This window comes from Gordonia sp. NPDC003585 (assembly GCF_040610755.1).
Taxonomy (GTDB): Bacteria; Actinomycetota; Actinomycetes; order Mycobacteriales; family Mycobacteriaceae; genus Gordonia.
Map to the genome: position 1 here is coordinate 1 of NZ_JBEXMX010000053.1, position 20,890 is coordinate 20,890.

The 20,890-nt window shown below is 65.3% G+C and carries 16 protein-coding genes; 10 read left to right on the plus strand and 6 right to left on the minus strand.

Annotation, left to right across the window (positions count from 1 at the left end):
* Both ABZW74_RS15445 and ABZW74_RS15450 read left to right on the plus strand, forming a co-directional pair.
* The coding region (locus tag ABZW74_RS15445; protein WP_355277291.1) for a hypothetical protein at window positions 1-257 on the plus strand (257 nt) is incomplete at its 5' end.
* Between the two features lie 243 nt (window positions 258-500).
* On the plus strand, window positions 501-1,022 hold the full coding sequence (locus ABZW74_RS15450; RefSeq protein WP_355277294.1) for an Rv3235 family protein: 522 nt from the start codon (window positions 501-503) through the stop codon (window positions 1,020-1,022).
* 9 nt (window positions 1,023-1,031) lie between these two features.
* On the opposite strand, the gene ABZW74_RS15455 is transcribed toward ABZW74_RS15450, so the two are convergent.
* Window positions 1,032-2,108, minus strand: a complete 1,077-nt coding sequence (locus ABZW74_RS15455; protein WP_355277346.1) for a 2,3-butanediol dehydrogenase — start codon at window positions 2,106-2,108, stop codon at window positions 1,032-1,034.
* 136 nt (window positions 2,109-2,244) lie between these two features.
* On the opposite strand from ABZW74_RS15455, the gene ABZW74_RS15460 reads away from it, so the two are divergent.
* The 4 genes from ABZW74_RS15460 to ABZW74_RS15475 all read left to right on the plus strand — a co-directional run bounded on the left by ABZW74_RS15460 (window position 2,245) and on the right by ABZW74_RS15475 (window position 6,699).
* Complete coding sequence (locus tag ABZW74_RS15460) at window positions 2,245-3,699, plus strand: wax ester/triacylglycerol synthase domain-containing protein (protein ID WP_355277296.1); 1,455 nt, start codon at window positions 2,245-2,247, stop codon at window positions 3,697-3,699.
* Window positions 3,700-3,778: 79 nt separating this feature from the next.
* Window positions 3,779-4,345 carry a hypothetical protein gene (locus ABZW74_RS15465; RefSeq protein ID WP_355277299.1) on the plus strand — a complete coding sequence of 189 codons (567 nt, stop codon included), beginning with the start codon at window positions 3,779-3,781 and terminating at the stop codon, window positions 4,343-4,345.
* A gap of 54 nt (window positions 4,346-4,399) precedes the next feature.
* Window positions 4,400-5,515 (plus strand): ferredoxin reductase, encoded by a 1,116-nt coding sequence (locus ABZW74_RS15470; RefSeq protein ID WP_240856752.1) that lies wholly within the window; start codon window positions 4,400-4,402, stop codon window positions 5,513-5,515.
* Window positions 5,516-5,592: 77 nt separating this feature from the next.
* The gene (locus tag ABZW74_RS15475) at window positions 5,593-6,699 is read left to right on the plus strand and encodes a GNAT family N-acetyltransferase (RefSeq protein ID WP_355277301.1); all 1,107 of its coding nucleotides are present in this window, start codon (window positions 5,593-5,595) and stop codon (window positions 6,697-6,699) included.
* A gap of 119 nt (window positions 6,700-6,818) precedes the next feature.
* On the opposite strand, the gene ABZW74_RS15480 is transcribed toward ABZW74_RS15475, so the two are convergent.
* Window positions 6,819-7,883 (minus strand): DDE-type integrase/transposase/recombinase, encoded by a 1,065-nt coding sequence (locus ABZW74_RS15480; RefSeq protein ID WP_355277304.1) that lies wholly within the window; start codon window positions 7,881-7,883, stop codon window positions 6,819-6,821.
* Window positions 7,856-8,317 (minus strand): hypothetical protein, encoded by a 462-nt coding sequence (locus ABZW74_RS15485; RefSeq protein ID WP_355277307.1) that lies wholly within the window; start codon window positions 8,315-8,317, stop codon window positions 7,856-7,858. The genes ABZW74_RS15480 and ABZW74_RS15485 overlap by 28 nt, the downstream gene beginning before the upstream one ends.
* Before the next feature lie 612 nt (window positions 8,318-8,929).
* Here ABZW74_RS15485 and ABZW74_RS15490 point away from each other — a divergent pair.
* Window positions 8,930-10,261, plus strand: a complete 1,332-nt coding sequence (locus ABZW74_RS15490) for a fatty acid desaturase (RefSeq protein ID WP_240856754.1) — start codon at window positions 8,930-8,932, stop codon at window positions 10,259-10,261.
* 62 nt (window positions 10,262-10,323) lie between these two features.
* Window positions 10,324-11,529 (plus strand): fatty acid desaturase, encoded by a 1,206-nt coding sequence (locus tag ABZW74_RS15495; RefSeq protein ID WP_355277310.1) that lies wholly within the window; start codon window positions 10,324-10,326, stop codon window positions 11,527-11,529.
* A 134-nt stretch (window positions 11,530-11,663) separates the two neighbouring features.
* On the opposite strand, the gene ABZW74_RS15500 is transcribed toward ABZW74_RS15495, so the two are convergent.
* The 3 genes from ABZW74_RS15500 to ABZW74_RS15510 form a co-directional block, all read right to left on the minus strand.
* A complete protein-coding gene (locus ABZW74_RS15500) occupies window positions 11,664-12,065 on the minus strand; it encodes a hypothetical protein (RefSeq protein ID WP_240856756.1) in 402 nt (133 codons plus the stop codon).
* 9 nt (window positions 12,066-12,074) lie between these two features.
* The gene (locus tag ABZW74_RS15505; protein ID WP_355277312.1) at window positions 12,075-13,631 is read right to left on the minus strand and encodes a cytochrome bc complex cytochrome b subunit; all 1,557 of its coding nucleotides are present in this window, start codon (window positions 13,629-13,631) and stop codon (window positions 12,075-12,077) included.
* Between the two features lie 1,288 nt (window positions 13,632-14,919).
* Complete coding sequence (locus ABZW74_RS15510) at window positions 14,920-15,987, minus strand: HNH endonuclease signature motif containing protein (protein WP_355277315.1); 1,068 nt, start codon at window positions 15,985-15,987, stop codon at window positions 14,920-14,922.
* 188 nt (window positions 15,988-16,175) lie between these two features.
* On the opposite strand from ABZW74_RS15510, the gene ABZW74_RS15515 reads away from it, so the two are divergent.
* Window positions 16,176-19,502: a DEAD/DEAH box helicase gene (locus tag ABZW74_RS15515; RefSeq protein WP_355277317.1), complete on the plus strand. Its 3,327-nt coding sequence runs from the start codon at window positions 16,176-16,178 to the stop codon at window positions 19,500-19,502.
* 155 nt (window positions 19,503-19,657) lie between these two features.
* The gene (locus tag ABZW74_RS15520) at window positions 19,658-20,890 is read left to right on the plus strand and encodes a sugar phosphate nucleotidyltransferase (RefSeq protein ID WP_240856760.1); all 1,233 of its coding nucleotides are present in this window, start codon (window positions 19,658-19,660) and stop codon (window positions 20,888-20,890) included.

Below are 20,890 nucleotides of genomic sequence, written 5' to 3' on the forward strand. Positions count from 1 at the left end.
CCGAATCGGGTACCGCAGCACCGGACCTTAGCAAGAAGGCGCCCGCCGCTCTGCGGGCCAGCGCGGCCGAGAACGACGATGTCCCGATGACCTTCTCCGGACCCAGCGAGGGCGGCGGAACCGAGATCCATTCCGAGGACGAGGAACTCGCCGATCCCGCGGTCGAATCCGCGAGCCGGCGCGAACGTCGTGCCGCCGCCCGCGCGAACGCCAAGAGCAGCCGACCCAAGCCGCCGAAGTCCCGCAAGAAGCGCTGACCACCTGGCTCTGAGCCGCGAAGCCTCCACCGCTCCTGAGGTGCCGTCCGCTCCCTGAGGTGACTTTCGCTCCTGAGGTGTGTCTTCCGCTCCCTGAGGTGCCCGAGGCGCCAGCCGAGGGCCTCGAAGGGCTGGTGAGCCGACGATGTCCTCTCGCCCGCGGGTAATCGCCGCGTCGGGGAATCTCTGAGGTTTTTTCGCAGAAGAGGGAACCGGATCGGTACCTGCTGCGTCCGATCTTGTATGGAGACCCGAATCCGCATTCAGCCGGCACCCCCGTACGAGCACACCGGAGCGATGGTCGGCGTCGTCGACGCACCGGTCCGTCGACCCAAACCCGCTCGACCCAAACCCGCTGCGCCCGCCCGCAGCGCGATGGTGACGGCGACCCGGGAGGCCAGACAGTTCGCCATTCTGTCCGCGCGGATGATCTTCGAGGTGATCGACCGCCGACGCGGTATCGCTCAGCTGGGCGGCATGGTATCGCCCGCGATCGTGGAGCAGGTGTCGGTTCTCTTGCGCCACAACGTGCTCCGATCTTCCGATCCCACCGTCGGGACGGCGTTGCAACGGGTCCATGTGCAGTTGCGTGACACAAGCACGGCAGAGGTGTTCGGTTCCTTCGCCGTCGGCGGTCGGGTCCGCGCATTCGCCGGCCGCGCTCAGCGACTACCGTGCCGCCTTCGGTCCAACGGGCCCACGCAGCCAGGCCGGCTCGGAAAGGTCGAATACCGCTGGCAGCTGGTCGAGTTCACGCTTGCGTGAGTGGCCCACTCACAGACCCGCACCCGACGGCGACACCAGGATCTTCACGGCCGTCTCGTTGTGGTGGATCAGCGTCTCGAATCCCTCGTCGATGAGGTGGTCGAGCCCGATGCGGCCGGTCACGAACGGTGCGAGATCCACCTTGCCGCTCTCCACGAGGTCGATGACGGCGGGATGGCTGTTGACGTAGGCGATCGTCCCGCGCATGTCGATCTCCTTGAGCACCAGCTTCTGCATCTCGACGCTGCCGGGATGGCCCCAGATCGACACGACCACCAGCACTCCGGTCGGCTTCAACGCGTCGAACAGCGTGTCGAGTGCGGGCTGGACTGAAGTGCATTCGAAACCGACGTCGGCTCCGTGCCCTTCGGTGAGTTCGTTGACGCGCGCGACGACGTCATCGGCCGTGGGATCGACGACATGATCGGCGACCTTGGTGTCCAAGGCCTTTTGGCGCCGCAACGAACTGGGCTCGCTGATGACGGTGGTGAGCCCTTCGGCCTTGCAGACCGCCGCGGTGAGCAGTCCGATCGGGCCGGCGCCGGTGATGAGCGCGGTGTCGCCGGCGGAGGCGCCACTGCGCGCAAACGCGTGGAACCCGACCGACAGCGGTTCGATGAGAGCCGCCTGATCGAGCGGCACCTTCTTCGAAACGCGGTGTACCCAGCGCTCTTTGACGACGATCTTCTCCGCGAGACCACCACCGCAACCGCCGAGCCCGATGAAGTTCATGTCTGCCGACAGGTGATAGTCGTGGCTGTGGGGTCCGGTGTCGACATCGTCGCGGATGATGTACGGCTCCACCACCACGTGATCGCCGACCACGACGCCGTCCACCCCATCACCGACGGCGTAGACCACACCCGACATCTCATGACCGAGCGTCACCGGCGCGCTCTCATGGCTGATGGGCTGCGGATGCCCGGCCGGCGGGATGAAAATGGGGCCGTCGGAGTACTCGTGTAGGTCGGTGCCACAGATGCCGCACCATGCGACGTCGATCCCGACCGTCCCGGGTACCACCTCCGGCTCGGCGATGTCCTCGATGCGGATGTCTCCCCGGTCGTAATAGCGTGCCGCGCGCATGGCAACTCCTTCGGTGATCACCGCGTCGATGCCGGACGCCGATGTCCGGCGGCGGTACATCGAGCACACCCGCACGTCGACGGCCCCGCAACGGTTGCACCGGGTTGCAACCTGGCGACCTACTAGGATCAGGCAGGTGGTGAACCGTCTCTCTCCGCGCGACGCGATGTTCTACTTCCTGGACGAGTCGCGCACGACCACCCACCTCGGTGCGTTGCTCATCGTGACGCCGGAGCGCGAGACCGCAACGTCTGACGACGCCGACGCATCACACCCGCCCCGCCCGGCGCTGGACTACTCGAATCTGGTCACGCTGGTGGAGAACCGGCTGCAACTCGTGCCCCGGTATCGGCAGGTGGTGCGTGAGGTGACACTCGGGCTGGCGCGCCCGGTGTGGATCGACGACCGCGACTTCGACATCAACTTCCACATCCGACGCTCGGGCCTGCCACGTCCGGGTGGTCCTGCCGACCTCGCCGACCTCATCGCCAGGGTGATGTCGCGACCACTCGACCGCACCCGACCGCTGTGGGAGATGTACCTCATCGAAGGGCTCGCCGACGGCAAGCTCGCGATCCTCACCAAATCGCACCGCTGCCTGCTCGACGACGACGGCGGCAACGAGATCAGCGAGGTCATCTGCGACGAGGGGCCCGAGTCGGTGCGGCTGCCCGAGGAACTGTGGATGCCGGGGTCGCCGCCGGGTGGCACGCGGCTGTTCGTCGGCGCGCTGGCCGAGGCGCTGTCGCGTCCGGGCGATCTCGTCGACACCGTCGTGAACGGCAACGGGCTCATCTCCGAGGCGAGAACGGCGGCGGGAACGTCGGTGCGACGGATGGGCGCGCTCGTGCAGCAACTCACCGATTCGGCGCCGAGCAGCCCGCTGAACAACGGCGGAACCTCGACGCGGATGTTCACCACGGCGTCGGTGTCGCGGCGCGGCTGCGCAAAGGTGGCGCAGCGCTACGGGTGCACGGTGAACGACGTCGAGCTGGCGATCGTGTCGGGGGTGATGCGCCGGTGGTTGCTGTCCTTCGACCCCGCGGCGTCGATCTCCGACACCGTCCGCGTGGTGGTCCCGCTCTCCGCACGCGACCCCGGTGTGGAGCGCCAGATTGACACCGATCCCGGGTGGATATCCGTCGGGAAACCCAGCTTTGTGACGGATCTGCCGGTGGGAGAAGCGAATCCGGCGGTTCGGTTGGCGCAGGTGGCCGGGTTGGCGAATCGGTTCGCACAGTCGTCGCGGCGGGTGAGCCGCGGACCCCGACCGCTCTTCCCCGAACTGGGCGTGGTGCCGTTCCCGGAGTTCAGTTCGCGCGCATTCCGATCGCTCAACAGCCGCGCGTACAACGTGCCGATCGCGATGGGGTCGGCCCCGATCGCCGACCGCTTCCTACTCGGGCATCGCGTGCAGGAGATGTACGCCGTCCCGATGCTGGTCACTCAGCGCGCGTTGGCCATCAGCATCGTGGAGTACGGCGACAACCTGCAGTTCGGTTTCATGTCCGACCGCGGCGTCATCGGCGACCTCCCGGCCATGGCCGACTACGTCGCCGAATCCTACGACGAACTGGCCTCCACCACGTGACCGTTGACCGTGCGTCCCGAATCGTTGACCGTGCGTCCCGAATCGTTGACCGTGCGCAAGAACAAGGAGCTGACCGCCGATGAGGGTGTACCTGCCCGCCACGCTGACGATGTTGATGGAGCTCAACGAGACGGGGGAGTTCCGCGCTCTGGGCGGAACGGGTTTCGCGTTGACGCCCGCGTTGCGTGAGTCCTATCTCTCCGGCGACGATGAGGAACTCGCGGAGGCGGCCATGCGCGAGGCCGCCCGGGCATCGTTGCGACTCCTTGCCGGCGAGACATCCGAACCCGGTGACACCGAGGCCGACGCCGAACTCGCCGACGACGCGTCGACCACCAAACCCGGTGACACCCCACGCCTTCCGCCGCGTCGGGCGGTGGTGGCCGTCGACGTCGCCGACGTGAAGCTGCGCCCCGACCTCGACGACGCCGTCGTGAAGATCTCCGGACCCGTACCGCTGTCGGCGATCGCGTCGGTGCACGTCGACGGGGCCGACGCCGAGGACAAGGTCCGCGCTGCCGTGGTGGTCATCGACGCCGCCGACATGGGCGACCTCGACGCGGAGCTCGCCGTCGGAGATGTCGAGGATTTCGATCTCGCCTGGTACGCGACGCAAGAACTGCCGTTCCTCCTCGAACTGTTGTAGATATCCCACGCACCAGGATCGCTAACCTACGGTTCCGTAGGTTATGGTTTACCCATGGGTTTTCTGGAGCGATTCGAGGAGCCGGTCGCAGACGTCGCGGCACGTAGTCGTGCGGCGCACTGGGCGCGCGCGGCATTCACGCGGATCACCACGCCGTTGTTGCCCGACGACTATCTGCACCTGGCCAATCCGCTCTGGTCGGCGCGCGAGTTGCGCGGCAAGGTCGAGTCGGTCACCCGGGAGACCGAGGACACCGCGACCATCGCGATCCGACCAGGCTGGGGCTTCTCGTTCGACTACGCGCCCGGCCAGTACATCGGCATCGGCGTGCTGATGGAGGGCCGTTGGACGTGGCGGTCGTACTCGCTCACCTCGACCCCGCACACTTCGGCGTCGGACAAGACCATCTCGATCACGGTCAAGGCGATGCCGGAGGGATTCCTGTCGTCGCACCTGGTCAACGGCCTCACCCCAGGGACCGTCGTGCGACTCGCGGCACCACAGGGCGAGTTCGTCCTGCCCGACCCGCTGCCGGAGAAGATCCTGTTCGCCACCGCGGGCAGCGGCATCACGCCGATCATCTCGATGCTGCGAATGGTGCGACATCGCAAGCAGCGCACCGATATTCGCCTCATCCACTCGACTCCGACCGCCGACGATCTACTCTTCGCCGATGAACTCGCCGAGATGGCAGACGACGGCACCGTCGACCTGCACGTCCAGCACACCCGGACCGACGGGAAGGTCGACGCGGTGCGTCTCGCGCAGCTGTGTCCGGACTGGGCCGAGCGCCAGGCATGGGCGTGCGGCCCGGGTGGGTTCCTCGAAGTCCTGGCCCAGATGTACGACGACGCGGATGTCGCCGACCACCTGCACATCGAACGCTTCGCCTTGGAGCGCGGCCACGTCGGCGCGCAGGGCGGCACGGTGACGTTCGCCCGATCGGGCAAGACCGTCGAGGCCGACGGTGCGACGACCCTGCTGGAGGCAGGGGAGTCCGCCGGCGCGATCATGCCGTTCGGATGCCGGATGGGTATCTGTCAGAGCTGCGTGGTGATGGTCGAGAAGGGTTGCGTGCGCGACCTGCGGTCGGGCGTCGAACACGTGGAGGGGGAGCGCATCCAGACCTGCGTGAGCGCGGCCGCTGGGGACTGCACGCTCGACGTCTGACCACTCAGTCGGTCATCTGACCTGCAACATTCCGATCCAGCCTGCCCATCCGTACCCGAGGGGATAGGGTGGATTCGATGCGTGCCGAGATTGCCAAATCACAGGAATCGCAAGTGCCGGTCCTCACGGACGGTGAGGTGACACTGCGCTCGCATGTTCCCGCCGACATAGATCGCATGGTCGAATTGGCCGCTGATCAGGCGAAAATCCGTTGGACTCCCATCCCTGCCCCATACGGACGGTCGGCTGCCGAGCGATTCGCGCTGGAGTACGCGCCACAGTGCTGGGCGTCGGGCAGCGAGATGGTGTGGGCGGTGGACGTCGACGGTCGGTTCGCCGGCACCGTCGACCTCGCCGGTGAGGGCGTTCTCGCCCAGCTCAGCTTCGACCTCCACCCCGACGCGCGCGGCTGGGGCATCATGCGTCGTGCCGTCTCGCTCGCCGTCGACCATGCCTTCAGCGAGGCCGGCAAGGAAGTGGTGCGCTGGACGTCGCTGGCCGGCAACATCGACGCGCTGCGCGTCGCCCACGCGTGCGGATTCCGGCTCGACGCGTCCATCCCCGACGGTGTGGAACTTCGCGGCGAACCGCATGCGGCGTGGATGGGGTCGCTGCGCAAGGACGACGATCGCGAGCCCAAAACCACTTGGCACGCAGACACTTTCGACACCGAGCGGTTTCGGCTTCGGCCGCTCGAGGAGAAAGACGACCCGCGTATCCGGGAGACGCTCGACGACGCGGATTCACGCAAGTACCTCTTCGCCCGACCTGACCCGCTACTCGACGAACACGCCGCCGCCGAACGCATCCGCAAGTGGTGGACCGCCGCGTGTGGACATACGTGCACGTGGGCGGTCGCCGACAAGGACACCGACGAGTACTTCGGTGACGTGTCGATTTTCGAGATCAACGAGGTGACCGGCGCCGAGATCGGTTTCTACACCCATCCCGAAGCACGCGGCAAAGGCGTGTTGCGGGAGGGCATGGCCGCGGCCGTCGACCACATCTTCGACATCATCGGCCTGCGACGTCTCACTCTCTTCGCGGCCGCCAGCAATGCGGGCAGCCGCAAGCTCGCCGAGGCGTGCGGCTTCCGCGAGTTCGGTACGCAGCATCTCGCCGCCCGCTCGGACGGCATCTTCGAGGACCTCGTGGGCTACGAGCTCTTCCACGACTGGCGCTGACTCGATTCGGCGACCGCTTTCTGAACTGGGGAAACACGATAGCGTCGTGCCCGCAAAATCTCTAGGGGAAGAGTTTCTTCCCCGGGTTTCATAGTCGTCCCCCACGATTTCGGAATTTGTCAACCTGCCTGAGACAGGTCCTTGATTGGGTCTTTTCTCGGTTTGTGTGGTTTGTGGTTGATCCCGACGATCGCGGGGACCACGGATGCTTTCGGTGGTTGCCGGAAGCGTTCGGGGTGGGCGGCGTGGGCCTGGTCCAGGAGGGCCTGGCGGCGTGCTTGGACCTCGACGAAACTGCCGTCGAACACCGAGGCAGGGGTGTAGCAGCCCAGCCCGCTGTGGCGGTGCTCGTAGGCGTAGCGGCCCAGGAAACCCGCGGTCCACTCCCGGGCGTGATCGATGTCCTCGAAGCGCTCGGGGCAGTTCAGGTCGTATTTGACGGTCTTGAACAGCGACTCGGAGAACGGGTTGTCATCACTGACCCGCGGCCTCGAGAACGACGCGATCACCCCGGCTTCCTCGAGAGCGTCGAGCAGGTCGTGTGAGCGCATGACCGCCCCGTTGTCGGCGTGCAACATCGTGGGTGGCCCGTAGCGGGTGAACGCATCTTTGAACATCGCGATCGCCGCCTTCTTGTTTTCCTCGGGCACGATCTTCCAGGCCACCGGGAACCGGGAGAACACATCGATCACCAACAGCAGCTTGAACCGCTGCCGGCCGATGCCCCGCAGCTCGGTGGCATCCCAGGACCACAACTGGCCCGGACCGCTCGCCTGCATCCGCGGGGTCGCGCGGGTGCCCGGTCCCGACCGTTTACGGCGCCGGCGATCACCGACGAGTTTCGCCGTCTTCGCCACCCGGTAGAACGTCCTCTCACTACACGTGATCAACCCGGAATCGAAAGCACGCCAATAAGTTTGGTGCACCGACAGATCGGTGAACTCGGGCATCGACAAGACGTCGACCACCTGGTGGCGTTCGGCGGCACTCAACGCGGCCGGCTGCACCCGCTCGGCCTGAGGTTGTGGGTGGGCCACCGGCACATAGTGGCGGTACCCCTTGACCACCCGGTAATACGACGCCCGCGGCACCCCGACCAACACACACGCCACCGTCACCGCCATACCCGCCACGGCCAACGCGGTCACCGTCTCGATCAGGACAGCCCTTGTCGCTGCAGCCATTGGCGGTACTGCTCGGCGCTCATCAACGCTGCTGGGATCTCGGTCTGCGGGTCCGTCGAGCTCTTGGTGATCCCCTCCAAGAGCTCGAATGCTTTTCCCAGCACCTCCTGGGCAGCTTCGGCCTGAGCGACCTTGGTCTTCAATCGCTCGTTCTCGGTCCGCAGCCGCGCCAACTCGGCACGATCTCGGCTATCCACCCGCTTCGCCTTCCCTTTCTTCGTTGCCTCGGCCACCATCGCCGCCTCGAAATTGCCGCGTGCCCGCGCGCCCAACCAGTCGCGTACCGTGCGGTCGGACACCCCACGCTCACGCAACATCCGTGCCTTCGACCCGTACTCGACACAGCGGTCCCAGTCCTGCAAAAACTGCACCTTGAACGCCAGGGTGTAACAGTTCCGCCCGCCCGGCGTCGTCCATGACTGCGGTTCACTCATCACTACTCCATCCCCCGCACTCACCACCAGCACCTGTCTCACAACCATGCTGACAGCGGGCGATTTTCTGGGGGAGGACACCAAGGGTCGGGGACGAAGTTTCTTCCCCGACTTTTTGTGGGTGCATGTTCCTGGCGTCGCCGTCGGCGGAACGCGACGGCCGACAATCGGTGACTGAGATCGGGCCCGTCAGCGTCCGCTTCCGGGACATACCCGGAGGACCACCGTCAGGGGCCCGATCCTGGCCACCGGCCCAACCTCCAACCCTTCCCGCCTCCATGATCGTCGCCGTCGGCGGGTGGGTCCGTGACCCGAGGAGTTCGACGGCGGGCCCCTGACCAGCACCAACGTGTTCGCTCCCGCCTGCTCGTTGATTAGGCCGAGGCACTAACGGCCAACGCCGTATGTACGAGTCACCACGCAGCACTGATCTACGGCACTGATGCATGCTCGCGATGGTCGCCGCCCGCCGCCGCATCTCCCGAGAGTGTGTGACGCCTCACACCGCCGATCTTCTCCCAACGATTCGCTGGACTCACTTGTCGCGAACAACCTACGATTGCGTAAGTTACGGAAACGTAGGCGCAAGTGAACTCGGCGAAGGGACATTCGATGGCGATCACCGACATCCCCGAATACGCACACCTGTCCGACTCGGACATCGAAGCGCTCGGCGCGGAACTCGATGCCATTCGGGCCGACATCGAAGCGGATCGGGGTGAGCGCGACGCTCGCTACATTCGCAACACCATCCGCTTCCAGCGCGGCCTCGAGCTCGTTGGCCGTGGGCTGATCTTCGGTTCCACCAAGCGGTCGGCGTGGTGGGCCGGTGCGGCCACGCTCGGCGTCGCGAAGATCGTCGAGAACATGGAACTCGGCCACAACGTGATGCACGGCCAGTGGGATTGGATGAACGATCCCGAGGTGCATTCGACGACGTGGGAGTGGGACAACACCGACCCGTCGGCGCACTGGAAGCACACCCACAACTACATCCATCACAAGTACACCAACGTGCTCGGTATGGACGACGACGTGGGTTACGGCCTGCTGCGCGTCACCCGCGACCAGCGGTGGCGACCGTTCTACCTGGGCAATCTCGCCTACAACACGCTGCTCGCACTGGCCTTCGAGTACGGTGTCGCGGCCCAGCATCTCGAGCTCGGCAAGAAGCGCAAGACCCCCGAGGCCAAGGCGGAGTTCCAGCGTGACCTGCGCGACGTGGGCACCAAGGTCGGCAAGCAGATGGCCAAGGACTACGTGGTCTACCCGGCGCTCGCGGGACTCGTCGCAGGACGTGGCGACCTACGACGCGGACGCCATGCGTTCCGCAAGGCGGCCACCGCCAACATCATGGGCAACGTCATCCGCAACGTCTGGACCAACGCCGTGATCTTCTGCGGCCACTTCCCCGACGGCGCGGAGAAGTTCACCAAGCGCGACATGGACAACGAGACCCGGCCCGAGTGGTACCTGCGGCAGATGCTGGGCAGTGCCAACTTCCACTCCGGGCCCGTGCTGGCCTTCATGTCCGGCAACCTCTCGTACCAGATCGAGCACCACATCTACCCGGATCTGCCGAGCAACCGGCTGGCCGAGATTTCGGTGCGGGTGCGCGCGCTCTGCGAGAAGTACGACCTGCCTTACACCACCGGGTCGTTCCCGCTGCAGTACGCGAAGTCGTGGCGCACCATCGCCAAGCTGTCGCTGCCGGACAAGTACCTGACGGCGACCGCCGACAACGCACCCGAGACCGCGTCGGAGCGCCGCTTCAAGGAGGGTCTGCCCGAGGGCGTCCGCCTGGCCTCGACCGTCGACCCGTCCACCGGCCGACGCAGCGGTCTGCGGTCGGCGATCGCCGCGCTGGCCCAGGGCCGTCGTGGGCGTCGCACTCGCCGGATCGCCGACGCGGCCGCCGCCGTCGAGCGCCGCGAAGCAGCCTGAGTGTCGCCGGACAGATCCCGCAGATTGGGATCGGGTGTGTGACGCGCGCATAATGGGTGCCAATGGCGATCACTGACATCAACGAGTACGCGCACCTCACCGACGCCGACGTGGAGGCGTTGGGTGCCGAACTCGACGCACTCCGCCGCGAGGTCGAAGCGGATCGGGGTGAGCGCGATGTCCGCTACCTACACCGGACGATCCTGGCCCACCGTGCGCTCGAAGTGGTCGGACGCCTGGCCCTGCTGGGCAGTCACAAGCGGTCGCTGTGGCTGCTCGGCACCACGGCGCTGTCGCTCTCGAAGATCATCGAGAACATGGAGCTCGGCCACAACGTGATGCACGGCCAGTGGGATTGGATGAACGATCCCGAGGTCCACTCCACCACCTACGAGTGGGACATGGTGTGTGCGGCTCCGCACTGGAAGCACTCGCACAACTTCATCCATCACAAGTACACCAACGTCGTCGGCATGGATCACGACGTCGGCTACAAGATCCTGCGCGTCACGCGCGACGAGGAATGGGAACCGCGGCGGCTCTTCCAGCCGCTGTTCAACATGATGTTGGCCGCGAGCTTCGAGTGGGGGATCGCGCTGCACGACCTCGAGCTCAAGGAGGTCATCAAGGGCGACAAGCCCAAAGAGGTGGCGATCCCGCAGATCAAGGTCTTCCTGCAGAAGGCCGCCAAGCAGGTCGGCAAGGACTACGTGCTGTTCCCGTTGCTGTCCGGACCCAACTTTCGACGCACGCTGTCGGCCAATCTGACCGCCAACCTCGTCCGCAACCTGTGGGCGTATGTGGTGATCTTCTGCGGCCATTTCCCCGACGGCGCAGAGAAGTTCACCGTCGAATCGCTGGAGAACGAGACCCCGGGTCAGTGGTACCTCCGACAGATGCTGGGCACCGCGAATTTCAAGGCCGGCCCCGCGATGGCGTTCTTCAGCGGCAACCTCTGTTACCAGATCGAGCACCACCTCTACCCCGACCTGCCGAGCAACCGGTACGCCGAGATCGCCGAGCGCATCAAGGATCTGTGCGACAAGTACGACCTGCCCTACACCACCGGATCACTGATGGTGCAGTACCTGCAGACACTGCGCACCATCAACAAACTCGCCCTGCCCGACCGCTTCCTCATCGCCACCTCCGACGACGCCCCCGAGACCGCCTCGGAACGACGCTTCGCCGGCATGCCCAACGCCGGCGGACTCAAGACCGCGATCGTCGAGCTGCGCGCCCGACGCCGAAATCGCAAGCGCCGCTAGGGCGAACCGCCACTCCCTGCTGGTTGAGTAGCGTCGCGCCAGCTTGCGCCCTTCGATACGCTCGCAAGCTCGCTACTCAGGAACCGCCCGACGCGTATCGAAATCCGGCGAGATCACCATGTCCGAAACAACATTCACGCGCTGAACCGCGACCCCCGCACCGCGACGCTCGCCGCATGACGGATACAGCCCGCCGCCACCACGATCGATGCCAGCGCCACCAGCGCGAGTTCCGCTGTGATCCAACGTAGTTCGGGGATCTCCGTCGGCTGCAGACTGCCGAGCACGATGTAGAGGGCACCCGCCGTCGCGGTGGCTCCGACAACCAACGCGGGCAGAGCTGCCCGCCATTCCAGCCGATGCTTCTCCTCGATCAGTTCGGCGCGCCAATCGGTCCCGGACGACGCACCGTCGTTGACGAGCGCACTGAGCAGGAAGTATTGCGGATCCCGACGGGGCGCGCCTGCTCGTCGCACAGACATCGACCACCCGGCGAGCGCCAGGAGCGCGATGGTGACGATGACGAGCAGGGCCATACCCACCACTCAACTCGTGTCTGAGCTGCTGTTCAACCCCCGCAGCGCCGCCAACTCGGACGCATGTTCGGCGTGATCATTCGCGACGTTGCGTCGCTGCTGGTCCGGCGGGTCCGCGGTGAGTATCGAGCCCGTACCGGGTGCACCGGCGGAGCCGAGTTTGTTCATGCGCTTGGGCAGGGCCACGCCCTGGTAGGGGAGTGGGATCGGGTGACCATGATCCCCAGAAGGATCGTGACGGACCGGGCCGAGGGGCTGGTGCACCTCGATGTACTCACCCTGCGGCAGGCGTCTGATGAGGCCGGTCTCGATGCCGTGCGCGAGAACCGCGCGGTCGCTGCGCTGCAGCGCCAACGCCCAGCGGTAGGCGATGAAGTGCGCCAGCGGCGGCACCACGATCAGGCCGATACGACCCATCCACGTCGTCGCGTTCAGCGAGATGTGGAACTTCAGCGCGATGATGTCGTTCATGCACGACAGCGTCAGGATGATGTAGAACGACACCGCCATCGCACCGATGCCGGTACGCACCGGAACGTCACGCGGGCGCTGCAGCAGGTTGTGATGTGCGCGGTCACCGGAGAGCCGCTTCTCGATCCACGGGTAGATCATCATCGAGATGAACACCGCGCCGATCACCAGCACGCCCCAATTCGACGCGGGCACAGTGTATTTGCCGAGATACAACTCCCACGCAGGCATCAGTCGGAGTAGTCCGTCGGTCCACATCATGTAGATGTCGGGCTGCGATCCGGCCGACACGTGCGCCGGGTTGTACGGTCCGAGCACCCACACCGGGTTGATCTGGAAGATGCCCGCGATCATGGCGAGGACACCCACGACGACGGCGAACATCGCGCCACCCTTGGCCGCGAAGACCGGCATGATGCGCACGCCGACCACGTTCTTCTCGGTGCGGCCGGGGCCGGGGAACTGGGTGTGCTTCTGGTACCAGACCAGCGCGAGGTGCGCGCCGATCAGCGCCAGGATGATGCCCGGAAGCAGCAGCACGTGGAGGACGTAGATGCGCGGGATGATGATCTCGCCAGGGAAGTTACCACCGAACAGCGCCCAGTGAATCCAGGTGCCGACGACCGGCAACCCGAGAGCACCTGCGGTGAGCGCGCGGAGGCCGGTGCCCGAGAGCAGGTCGTCGGGGAGCGAGTAGCCGAAGAAGCCCTCGAAGAGTGCGAGGATCAGCAGGAAGCAGCCGATGATCCAGTTGGCCTCACGCGGACGCCGGAAGGCGCCGGTGAAGAAGATGCGCAGCATGTGGATGATGATCGACGCGGCGAACAGCAGCGCGGCCCAGTGGTGGATCTGCCGGACGAACAGGCCGCCGCGCACCTCGAAGGAGATGTTCAGGGTGGTCTCGTAGGCCTTGGTCATCATCACGCCGTTGAGCGGCTGATAGGCGCCGTCGTAGATGACCTCGCTCATCGACGGGTCGAAGAACAGGGTCAGGTAGACGCCGGAGATCAGCAGGATGATGAAGCTGTAGAGCGCGACCTCACCCAGCAGGAAGGACCAGTGCGTCGGGAAGACCTTGTTGACCTGCCGACGCATGCCGGCGGCGAGGTGATACCGCGAATCCGCCTCGTCCAGTTAACTTTTCGCACGATCAGATATCGCCATGTGGCCTCATCTCCGAGGTTGCCCGGCGTCTATTACTACAACCGATAGTAGGCCCTTTGGCCCTGGATGGGAACCCCCCGATGGTGTAGCGCCCGCGGAGGGCGCACACAGATCTCCCATTTACACAGGAGATCTTCGGTGTAGATGGGAGTTTCGTGTGTGCCCAAATTTTGGACCGATAAACCTCTTGCCCTGTGCATGAATGCCGCCTACTCTGTCATCTCGTGCCTTTCGCCGACCACTCGTCGAGCTCGAGGCGAAAGTTGTTTGACAAGTGGATCTTTGAGCGGCATGGCGCATAATCCGGGGTGACCCGGTGAAAGGCGGGTGACATCCGTCGCCGGGGAGGCCCGGTACCCCATGCACTCCGAGCCGGAACCTTCACCCCAGGGTGGAGGCAACGTCGAAGCGATCTGATGGCGCAAGCCGGGAGAGCCAATCGGTGACCCAACACCTGCCGGGTGTTGTTCAGTAGCGACGAATGTTGCGGCGAGGGAAGGAATATCAGTCCGAGATGGTCAGTCGAGGGCGTATTCCATGATCGCGGACACGGGGCGTGGCGGCCTCGAAGAGGCAGGAGAGATCGAGTAGGACCGACATCCGAAAGGTCGAGGGTGTGCGGCATTCTGATCCCAAAAGGATTGGAACCGCGCGGAAGAGCACATCCTCAGTTGTTCGACAACTAGCTCAAATGGCAGAGCAGTCGATTTCAGATCGGCAGGTTGCTGGTTCGAGTCCAGCGTGGTCTCATCCCACAAAGCGAAAGCCTCTTCCCGACGACAACGCGACAGTGTCCTAATCCCCGACCTCCCAGGAGGAATCGGGGCGCACGCCGAACCCGCAAGGTTCGACGCGCGTTCACGCGCCGGTAGCGGTAGCGGAGAGACCGGCCAGTCTCTCTTCGACGCGAAAGCGGTGGAGAAGCGGTCGTCGTAACGCGTGGTGCCACGTCACGGCACTGGACATGGTGGATACCGTCGAGAGGCGGTGGACACGCCGCAAACCCTGGCAGGGAATACGGCGCGCAAAAGGCCACCGGCAGTGGGGAAGTAGTCTCATTCCCCGCACCACAAACGTTGATCCACCACTGCCCGATTCGAGCCGCTTCCGCTCCCTGAGGTGCGAGGAGCGCAAGCGACGAGCCTCGAAGGGCTGGTGACACGACGATTTTCACTCGCCATGGGCTTCGAGGCTCGCGTCTCAGCCGGCGAAGGCCGACCTACAACGCCGGCCACACGATGTCGACGCGCGAGAGCGGGTCGACCCGTTTCGTCGCTCGCCAGATCGGCGTCGTATCCGGTTGTGTGGCATAGAGTCCGTGGGCCGCGGCCACGACGCGGTCGAACTGCGACGGCCAGTTGATCGATTCTGCCAACGCGTCGAGCCGGTCCCGGCCCCGTCCCAGCGCACGTCTGATGTGGGCAGGGTCGGGCAGCAGGTCGGATTTGTTGGTGTTGCACAACGAGCACGCCAGCACGAGGTTGCTCAATCCGTCGAGCCCGACGCGCGACCACGGCAGTACATGATCGACGTGCTGCCCGCTCGTCAAATGTGATGCGCAGTAGAAACATTCGCGTCCGAATGCGTCGCCCAGCACGAACCCGGGTTTCTGCAGGGCGACGCGGTCGGCGCCGAACAGGTGGTGGGCGAGGTCGGGTTCGTCGTCGAACAATGCGCGATTCATCCGCCGCACATCGTCGACCCAAGCCAACTGGAACGCCGGCTTCACCAGCGGAGCCAGTCGCGCCAGTGTGAAACATACGCCCGGAAGGAGCTCGATTGCGTTGTCGTGCTGGTCAATCAGACGCAGCGAATCGGTTCCCAACCACGCGTCGTCGTAGAGGAAGCACTCATGCGTCGACCCCACTCGCTGCAGCAGATGAAGCGGATAGCGCACCAGATTGCGCTTGACGACCAGCTTCTCGGTCTCGTAAACCCTGGGTGCGCGGATGGCCGCGGTCTCGATTGGCGTCTCACGAAGATTCGACGACGCGACCGCCGCGCGCAAGCGTGAAACCGCCGCGAAAACCACACCCCGACCGTCATTGGACTGGCGCAGGACCTCGCCGTCGAGCGGTCGGAGTTGCCGCCAGTACAGGTCCATCACGCGATGGGCGAGGTCGTCGAGGTCGATCGACACGGCGGCCTCAGGATCGTCGGGCACCGATTCGACGGCGAGATCGAGCAGCGCGACCATGACGGCCAGCTTGTACGTCGCCGTGCGCTGCCCACCTTCGAGGACAGCGACCAGTCGTTGCCCCAGGGTCAGCGGATCGGTCGTCGCCACCAGCCGAGTCTAACGACGACGGACCGAGCATGTTCGACCTCGACCTCAGCTTGATGCGCGGCTTCGACGACTGGCCCACGACGGCACCGTGCCGAGCAGCGGGATCGTGCCGGCGTTCAGCGACGTCGTCGACACCTTCCTGGGGACTGACGACATCTAGCGAGCCCGCATGCACCTACCCTCTACGCATGCCCCCGCACCTTCCCCTCCGCTTCGACACCGAGGAGCTATACGACCTCTACGATCCGGGAGCGGTCTCGCGGGGCACCAAGTACGCGACGGAAGGCCGGGTCAGCGACCTGCGGTGGTCCGCGGACGGCCTGCAGGTCATGGCACGATGTGCCGGCTCGGGCGGGCGGTACTACCAAGTGGTCGCCGACTTCGAGGATTTCGAGGACTACATCTCGTTCATGGGCACGGCCTGCACTTGCCCCGTCGGGTACGAGTGCAAACACGGGGTGGCGGTACTGCTCACGGCACGGTCGCAGTCGTCAGGAACCGGCGAACTCGCGCTGCCCTTCGGCGAACTCCCGTCGCTGTGGCGGTCGATGCTCACCGAACTGGCGGCAACTACTACACCGGAGGCCGACGAGCTCGCGCCCCTGGGCATCCAGTTCGAACTCCCCAAACCTGAACCCTGGCAACCCACGCCATCACCGATCATGCGGCTCGTCACGATCGGCAAACGCGGCACGTGGGTGCGGACCGGCGTCGGCTGGCGAGAGGTCGGCGATTCGCACGACACCACCCGGTTCGGCAAGGCTCAGGTCGCGGCGATCCGGGCGATCCGGCGCGCCGTCTTCTACACGTACAGCGACAGCACGATCGTCCTTGCCTCCACTCCTGCCGACATCTGGGATCTGCTGGCCGACGCACGGGACGCCGGCGTGGCGTTCGTCGCGCACAAATCGCTCGACGCCGACGCCGTCGAACTGATCGACACGTCTCGAGTCGGCCTCCAGGTGCTCCGTGACGAGAGCGGTGTCTGGGTGCAGCCGCGCGTCCAGGTCGGCGGCGAGGCATGGCTCGACGGCACGCGGGCCGCACTGTTCGGCGATCCGGCACACGGCTTGTATGCGTTCCGCGGAACGACGATGGTCGTCGGCCGACTCGATCCCTCGCCGGCCTGGCGGACTTTCGAAACCCTGTTCAGGACCGGCGGAGTGCAGATCCCCGACAGTGACCTCGAGGAGTTCGCGTCGGACCTACTGCCGACGCTCGCCGGCCAGTTCCCCATGATCGTCGACGACGGCGCTGTAGCTCCACCCGAGGTCGACGGCCCACGCGCGCTGCTGCACATCAACTGGAACGACTTGGGTTCGCGGGTCAACTGGCGAATCGCCTACGACGTCAACGGTCGACGACGCGAGTTCGAGATCGGTGTACCCGCCCCCGCCGCCTTCCGCGACTCCGACGCCGAAGACCGGCTCCTCGACGAGGTCCGACCGTGGATGGAGCGCGTCGCCGAGTACTGCGGCGCGTGGTACGAGCAGGCGCACGCATACGCGCAACTCAACGCCGCTGATTGGCGCACATTGGTGTCGGCTGAGGCGGACGAGGCGATCGGAGTGCTCAGTCATCGCGTCCTCGCGCGCGGATTCCTGTACACGCGTGTGGAAGCCGCCGTCTTGACGGCGGAACTGCTCGACGCGCTGCGCGAAGCCGGCATCGAGGTGGAGGTGACCGGCAGCGACTCCGACGAGTTCCGCGCCGCCGACAGCACCAGCATCGCCATCACGAATGACACCGCAGCCGAGAATGATTGGCTCGACCTGTCGATCACCGTCGATGTCGATGGACGGCAGGTGCCGCTCGTGGACGTGCTGCGGGAGGTGGCGTCCGGGGCCTCGCACATGCTTCTGCCCGATGGCACCTACTTCCGCCTCGACACCCCCGAACTGCGCAAGCTTGCCGACCTCATCGAAGAGGCGCGTGCGCTCGGCGAACTCGACGGCACCCGCGTCAGCAAGGCGTCGTACAACGTCACACTGTGGGAAGAGTTGCTCGAACTCGGTGTCGTCGACGAGCAACTCGCCACCTGGCAGGAACGGTTGCAGCGCATCGCATCTGCGCGACTTCCCGAACCCGCAGACCCACCGGCGACGCTGCACGCCGAATTGCGTGACTATCAGGCGGCCGGCCTGGACTGGCTGCGCTTCCTGAGGGAGACCGGACTCGGCGGCATCCTCGCCGATGACATGGGCCTCGGCAAGACGGTCCAAACGCTGGCGCTCATCGCATCCGCCGTCGAAGAGCGGCCCGACGCGACGTTCTTGGTAATCGCGCCGACCAGTGTGATCAGCAACTGGGTGGCCGAGGCGCAGCGCTTTGTGCCCGACATCGGTGCGGTGGCGATGACGGCCACCGGTGCGCGCTCGGGTGTCGACGTCGCAGAGTATCTCGCCAGAGGCCGGATCGTGGTCACCTCGTATGCCTTGCTGCGGCTTGACTTCGACGCGCTCGACAAGATCGACTGGACCGCAGTAATTTTCGACGAGGCGCAGTTCGTCAAGAACCACAACAGCAAGGGTCATCAATGTGCCCGACGCCTGGGTGCGCAGATGAAACTCGCCATCACCGGCACGCCCATGGAGAACAACCTGATGGAGTTGTGGTCCCTGTTGTCGCTGACCGCACCCGGACTGTTCCCGTCGCCCAAGGCATTCACCGAGCACTTCGCCAAGCCGATCGAGAATGGCTCCGAACCGGACCGACTTGCCGTGCTGCGCCGACGAATTCGTCCGGTCATGTTGCGGCGCACCAAGACCCAGGTGGTCGCCGACCTGCCGCCCAAGCAGGAACAGGTGCTCTCGATCGATCTTGTTCCCAAGCACGACAAGCTGTATCAGACGCGCCTGAATCGCGAACGCCAGAAGGTGCTGAAGCTGATCGACGACTACGACGAGAATCGATTCGCCATCTTCCGCTCGTTGACGATGCTCCGACAGCTGAGTCTGCACGCCGGGCTGGTGGACGAGAAGCACGTAGACGTGGCGTCGGCCAAGATCGAGTACCTGGCCGAACAACTGCCGGAGCTTGTCGCCGAAGGGCATTCGGCCCTGGTGTTCAGCTCCTTCACCGGGTTCCTCGGCCTGATCGAGCAGAAGCTGACCGAACTCGGCATCGAGCACAGCTATCTTGATGGCAGCATGAGCGCCCGCCAACGCGCCGCGGCGATCAAACGATTCACCGGCGGAGAAACCAAGGTATTCCTGATCTCATTGAAGGCGGGCGGCTTTGGCCTCAACCTGACCGAGGCCGACTACTGCTTCGTGTGCGACCCCTGGTGGAATCCCGCCGCCGAGGCCCAGGCCGTCGACCGCGCCCACCGCATCGGTCAGACGCGCGCCGTCACCGTGTACCGGCTCGTGTCGGCCGGGACGATCGAGGAGAAGGTGGTCGAACTCCAGGACCGCAAGCGCGACCTGTTCCGCGCCGTCGTCGACGACGGTGACCTCTTCGGCTCCGCCATCACCGCCGACGACGTGCGCGCCCTCCTCGACCCACCCCGCTGATCGAGCCACCCCCCGCTGATCGAGCCACCCCCGCTGATCGAGCCGACTCCGAGCCGCTAGGCGAGGCGTCGTGTCGAGATCACTCGCCACCAACCACAAACCACAAACCCCGACAAACCCGACACATCCCTCCGCCGATTGAGCACACTGGACCTATGAGCAGATCCGATGTGGTGGCGATCGTGCAGGCCGGCGGTAAGGGTTCGCGAATGGAGGTGCTGACCGACTCGCGTGCCAAGCCGGCGCTGCCGTTCGGCGGGAATTATCAACTCATCGACTTTCCGCTGTCCAACCTGCACAACAGCGGGATCGACGAGGTGTGGTTGTGCCTGCAGTACGAGGCGCACTCCCTGCTCGAGCAGGTGGCCGGCGGTAGGCCGTGGGACCTGGATCGGACCCGTGGCGGTCTGCGGTTCGTGCTGCCCGAGCAGACGAGCGAACCGCAGACCGAAGACGGATTCGCCACGGGCAACGCCGATCTGCTCTACCGGATCCGTGACCACATCAGCAGGCGATCACCGGAAGCGGTCATCGTGATGAGCGCCGACCACGTCTACTCGCTCGACTACGACGACGTCCTGGCGACCCACCGCTCTTCCGAGGCGGAATGCACAGTGGTGACCACCCGTTGCCCCCTGGACGAGGCCGCCGCGCACGCCACCGTCCGCTCCCGCAGGGACGGCACCGTCATCGGATTCGATTACAAGCCAGACAAACCCACGACGGGGGTCATCGCGGCAGAGATCTTCGTGTACCGCCCCGACCTCCTCGTTGATGCGCTCGAAGAACTGGTGTCGCGTACGCACGTGCAGGCCGACGACGACTCCGACACCGGACTCGGTGACTTCGGTGAGCACCTGCTTCCGTGGTTCGTCCGCCGCGGAAAGACGGTGGCACACAAGATGTCGGGCTATTGGATCGACGCGGGCCGGCCGGAGACGTACATGCAGGCCCATCGCGATCTGCTCGACGGCACCATCGACCTGGACGATCCCGAGTGGCCGATCCTCACCCATCAACCCCAACGCGCTGCTGCCCGCATCGCCGATGGTTCGGAGGTCGTCGACAGCATGATCAGCAACGGGGCGCATATCCTCGGCGCCGTTCGACGCAGCGTCATCGGACCTGGAGTGATCGTCGAGAAGGGTGCGACGGTCAGCGATTCGATTGTCTTCGGCGACACAAAGATCTCGGCCGGTGCCACCGTGTCCTGGTCGATCCTTGATCAGAACGTCGTCATCGGTAGCGGTGCGACCGTAGGTGGTCACCCCCGCACCCGACCGGTACCCACGAAGAAGATCACCATCGTCGGCAAGGGTGCACGTGTCACCAAAGGAGCCAAGGTTGCTCTCGGCGAACGACTCTCGGTGTCGTCGAGGCGCAGATGA

Excerpts from the sequence above, each read along its gene's own strand:
- ABZW74_RS15485 (WP_355277307.1), bottom strand. The coding sequence starts at position 8,317 with ATGAGTGAACCGCAGTCATGGACGACGCCGGGCGGGCGGAACTGTTAC.
- ABZW74_RS15475 (WP_355277301.1), top strand. The coding sequence starts at position 5,593 with ATGCGTGCCGAGATTGCCAAATCACAGGAATCGCAAGTGCCGGTCCTC.
- ABZW74_RS15505 (WP_355277312.1), bottom strand. The coding sequence starts at position 13,631 with ATGCGTCGGCAGGTCAACAAGGTCTTCCCGACGCACTGGTCCTTCCTG.
- ABZW74_RS15455 (WP_355277346.1), bottom strand. The coding sequence starts at position 2,108 with ATGCGCGCGGCACGCTATTACGACCGGGGAGACATCCGCATCGAGGAC.
- ABZW74_RS15520 (WP_240856760.1), top strand. The coding sequence starts at position 19,658 with ATGAGCAGATCCGATGTGGTGGCGATCGTGCAGGCCGGCGGTAAGGGT.
- ABZW74_RS15500 (WP_240856756.1), bottom strand. The coding sequence starts at position 12,065 with ATGGCCCTGCTCGTCATCGTCACCATCGCGCTCCTGGCGCTCGCCGGG.
- ABZW74_RS15450 (WP_355277294.1), top strand. The coding sequence starts at position 501 with ATGGAGACCCGAATCCGCATTCAGCCGGCACCCCCGTACGAGCACACC.
- ABZW74_RS15515 (WP_355277317.1), top strand. The coding sequence starts at position 16,176 with ATGCCCCCGCACCTTCCCCTCCGCTTCGACACCGAGGAGCTATACGAC.
- ABZW74_RS15465 (WP_355277299.1), top strand. The coding sequence starts at position 3,779 with ATGAGGGTGTACCTGCCCGCCACGCTGACGATGTTGATGGAGCTCAAC.
- ABZW74_RS15490 (WP_240856754.1), top strand. The coding sequence starts at position 8,930 with ATGGCGATCACCGACATCCCCGAATACGCACACCTGTCCGACTCGGAC.
- ABZW74_RS15480 (WP_355277304.1), bottom strand. The coding sequence starts at position 7,883 with ATGGCTGCAGCGACAAGGGCTGTCCTGATCGAGACGGTGACCGCGTTG.
- ABZW74_RS15495 (WP_355277310.1), top strand. The coding sequence starts at position 10,324 with ATGGCGATCACTGACATCAACGAGTACGCGCACCTCACCGACGCCGAC.
- ABZW74_RS15470 (WP_240856752.1), top strand. The coding sequence starts at position 4,400 with ATGGGTTTTCTGGAGCGATTCGAGGAGCCGGTCGCAGACGTCGCGGCA.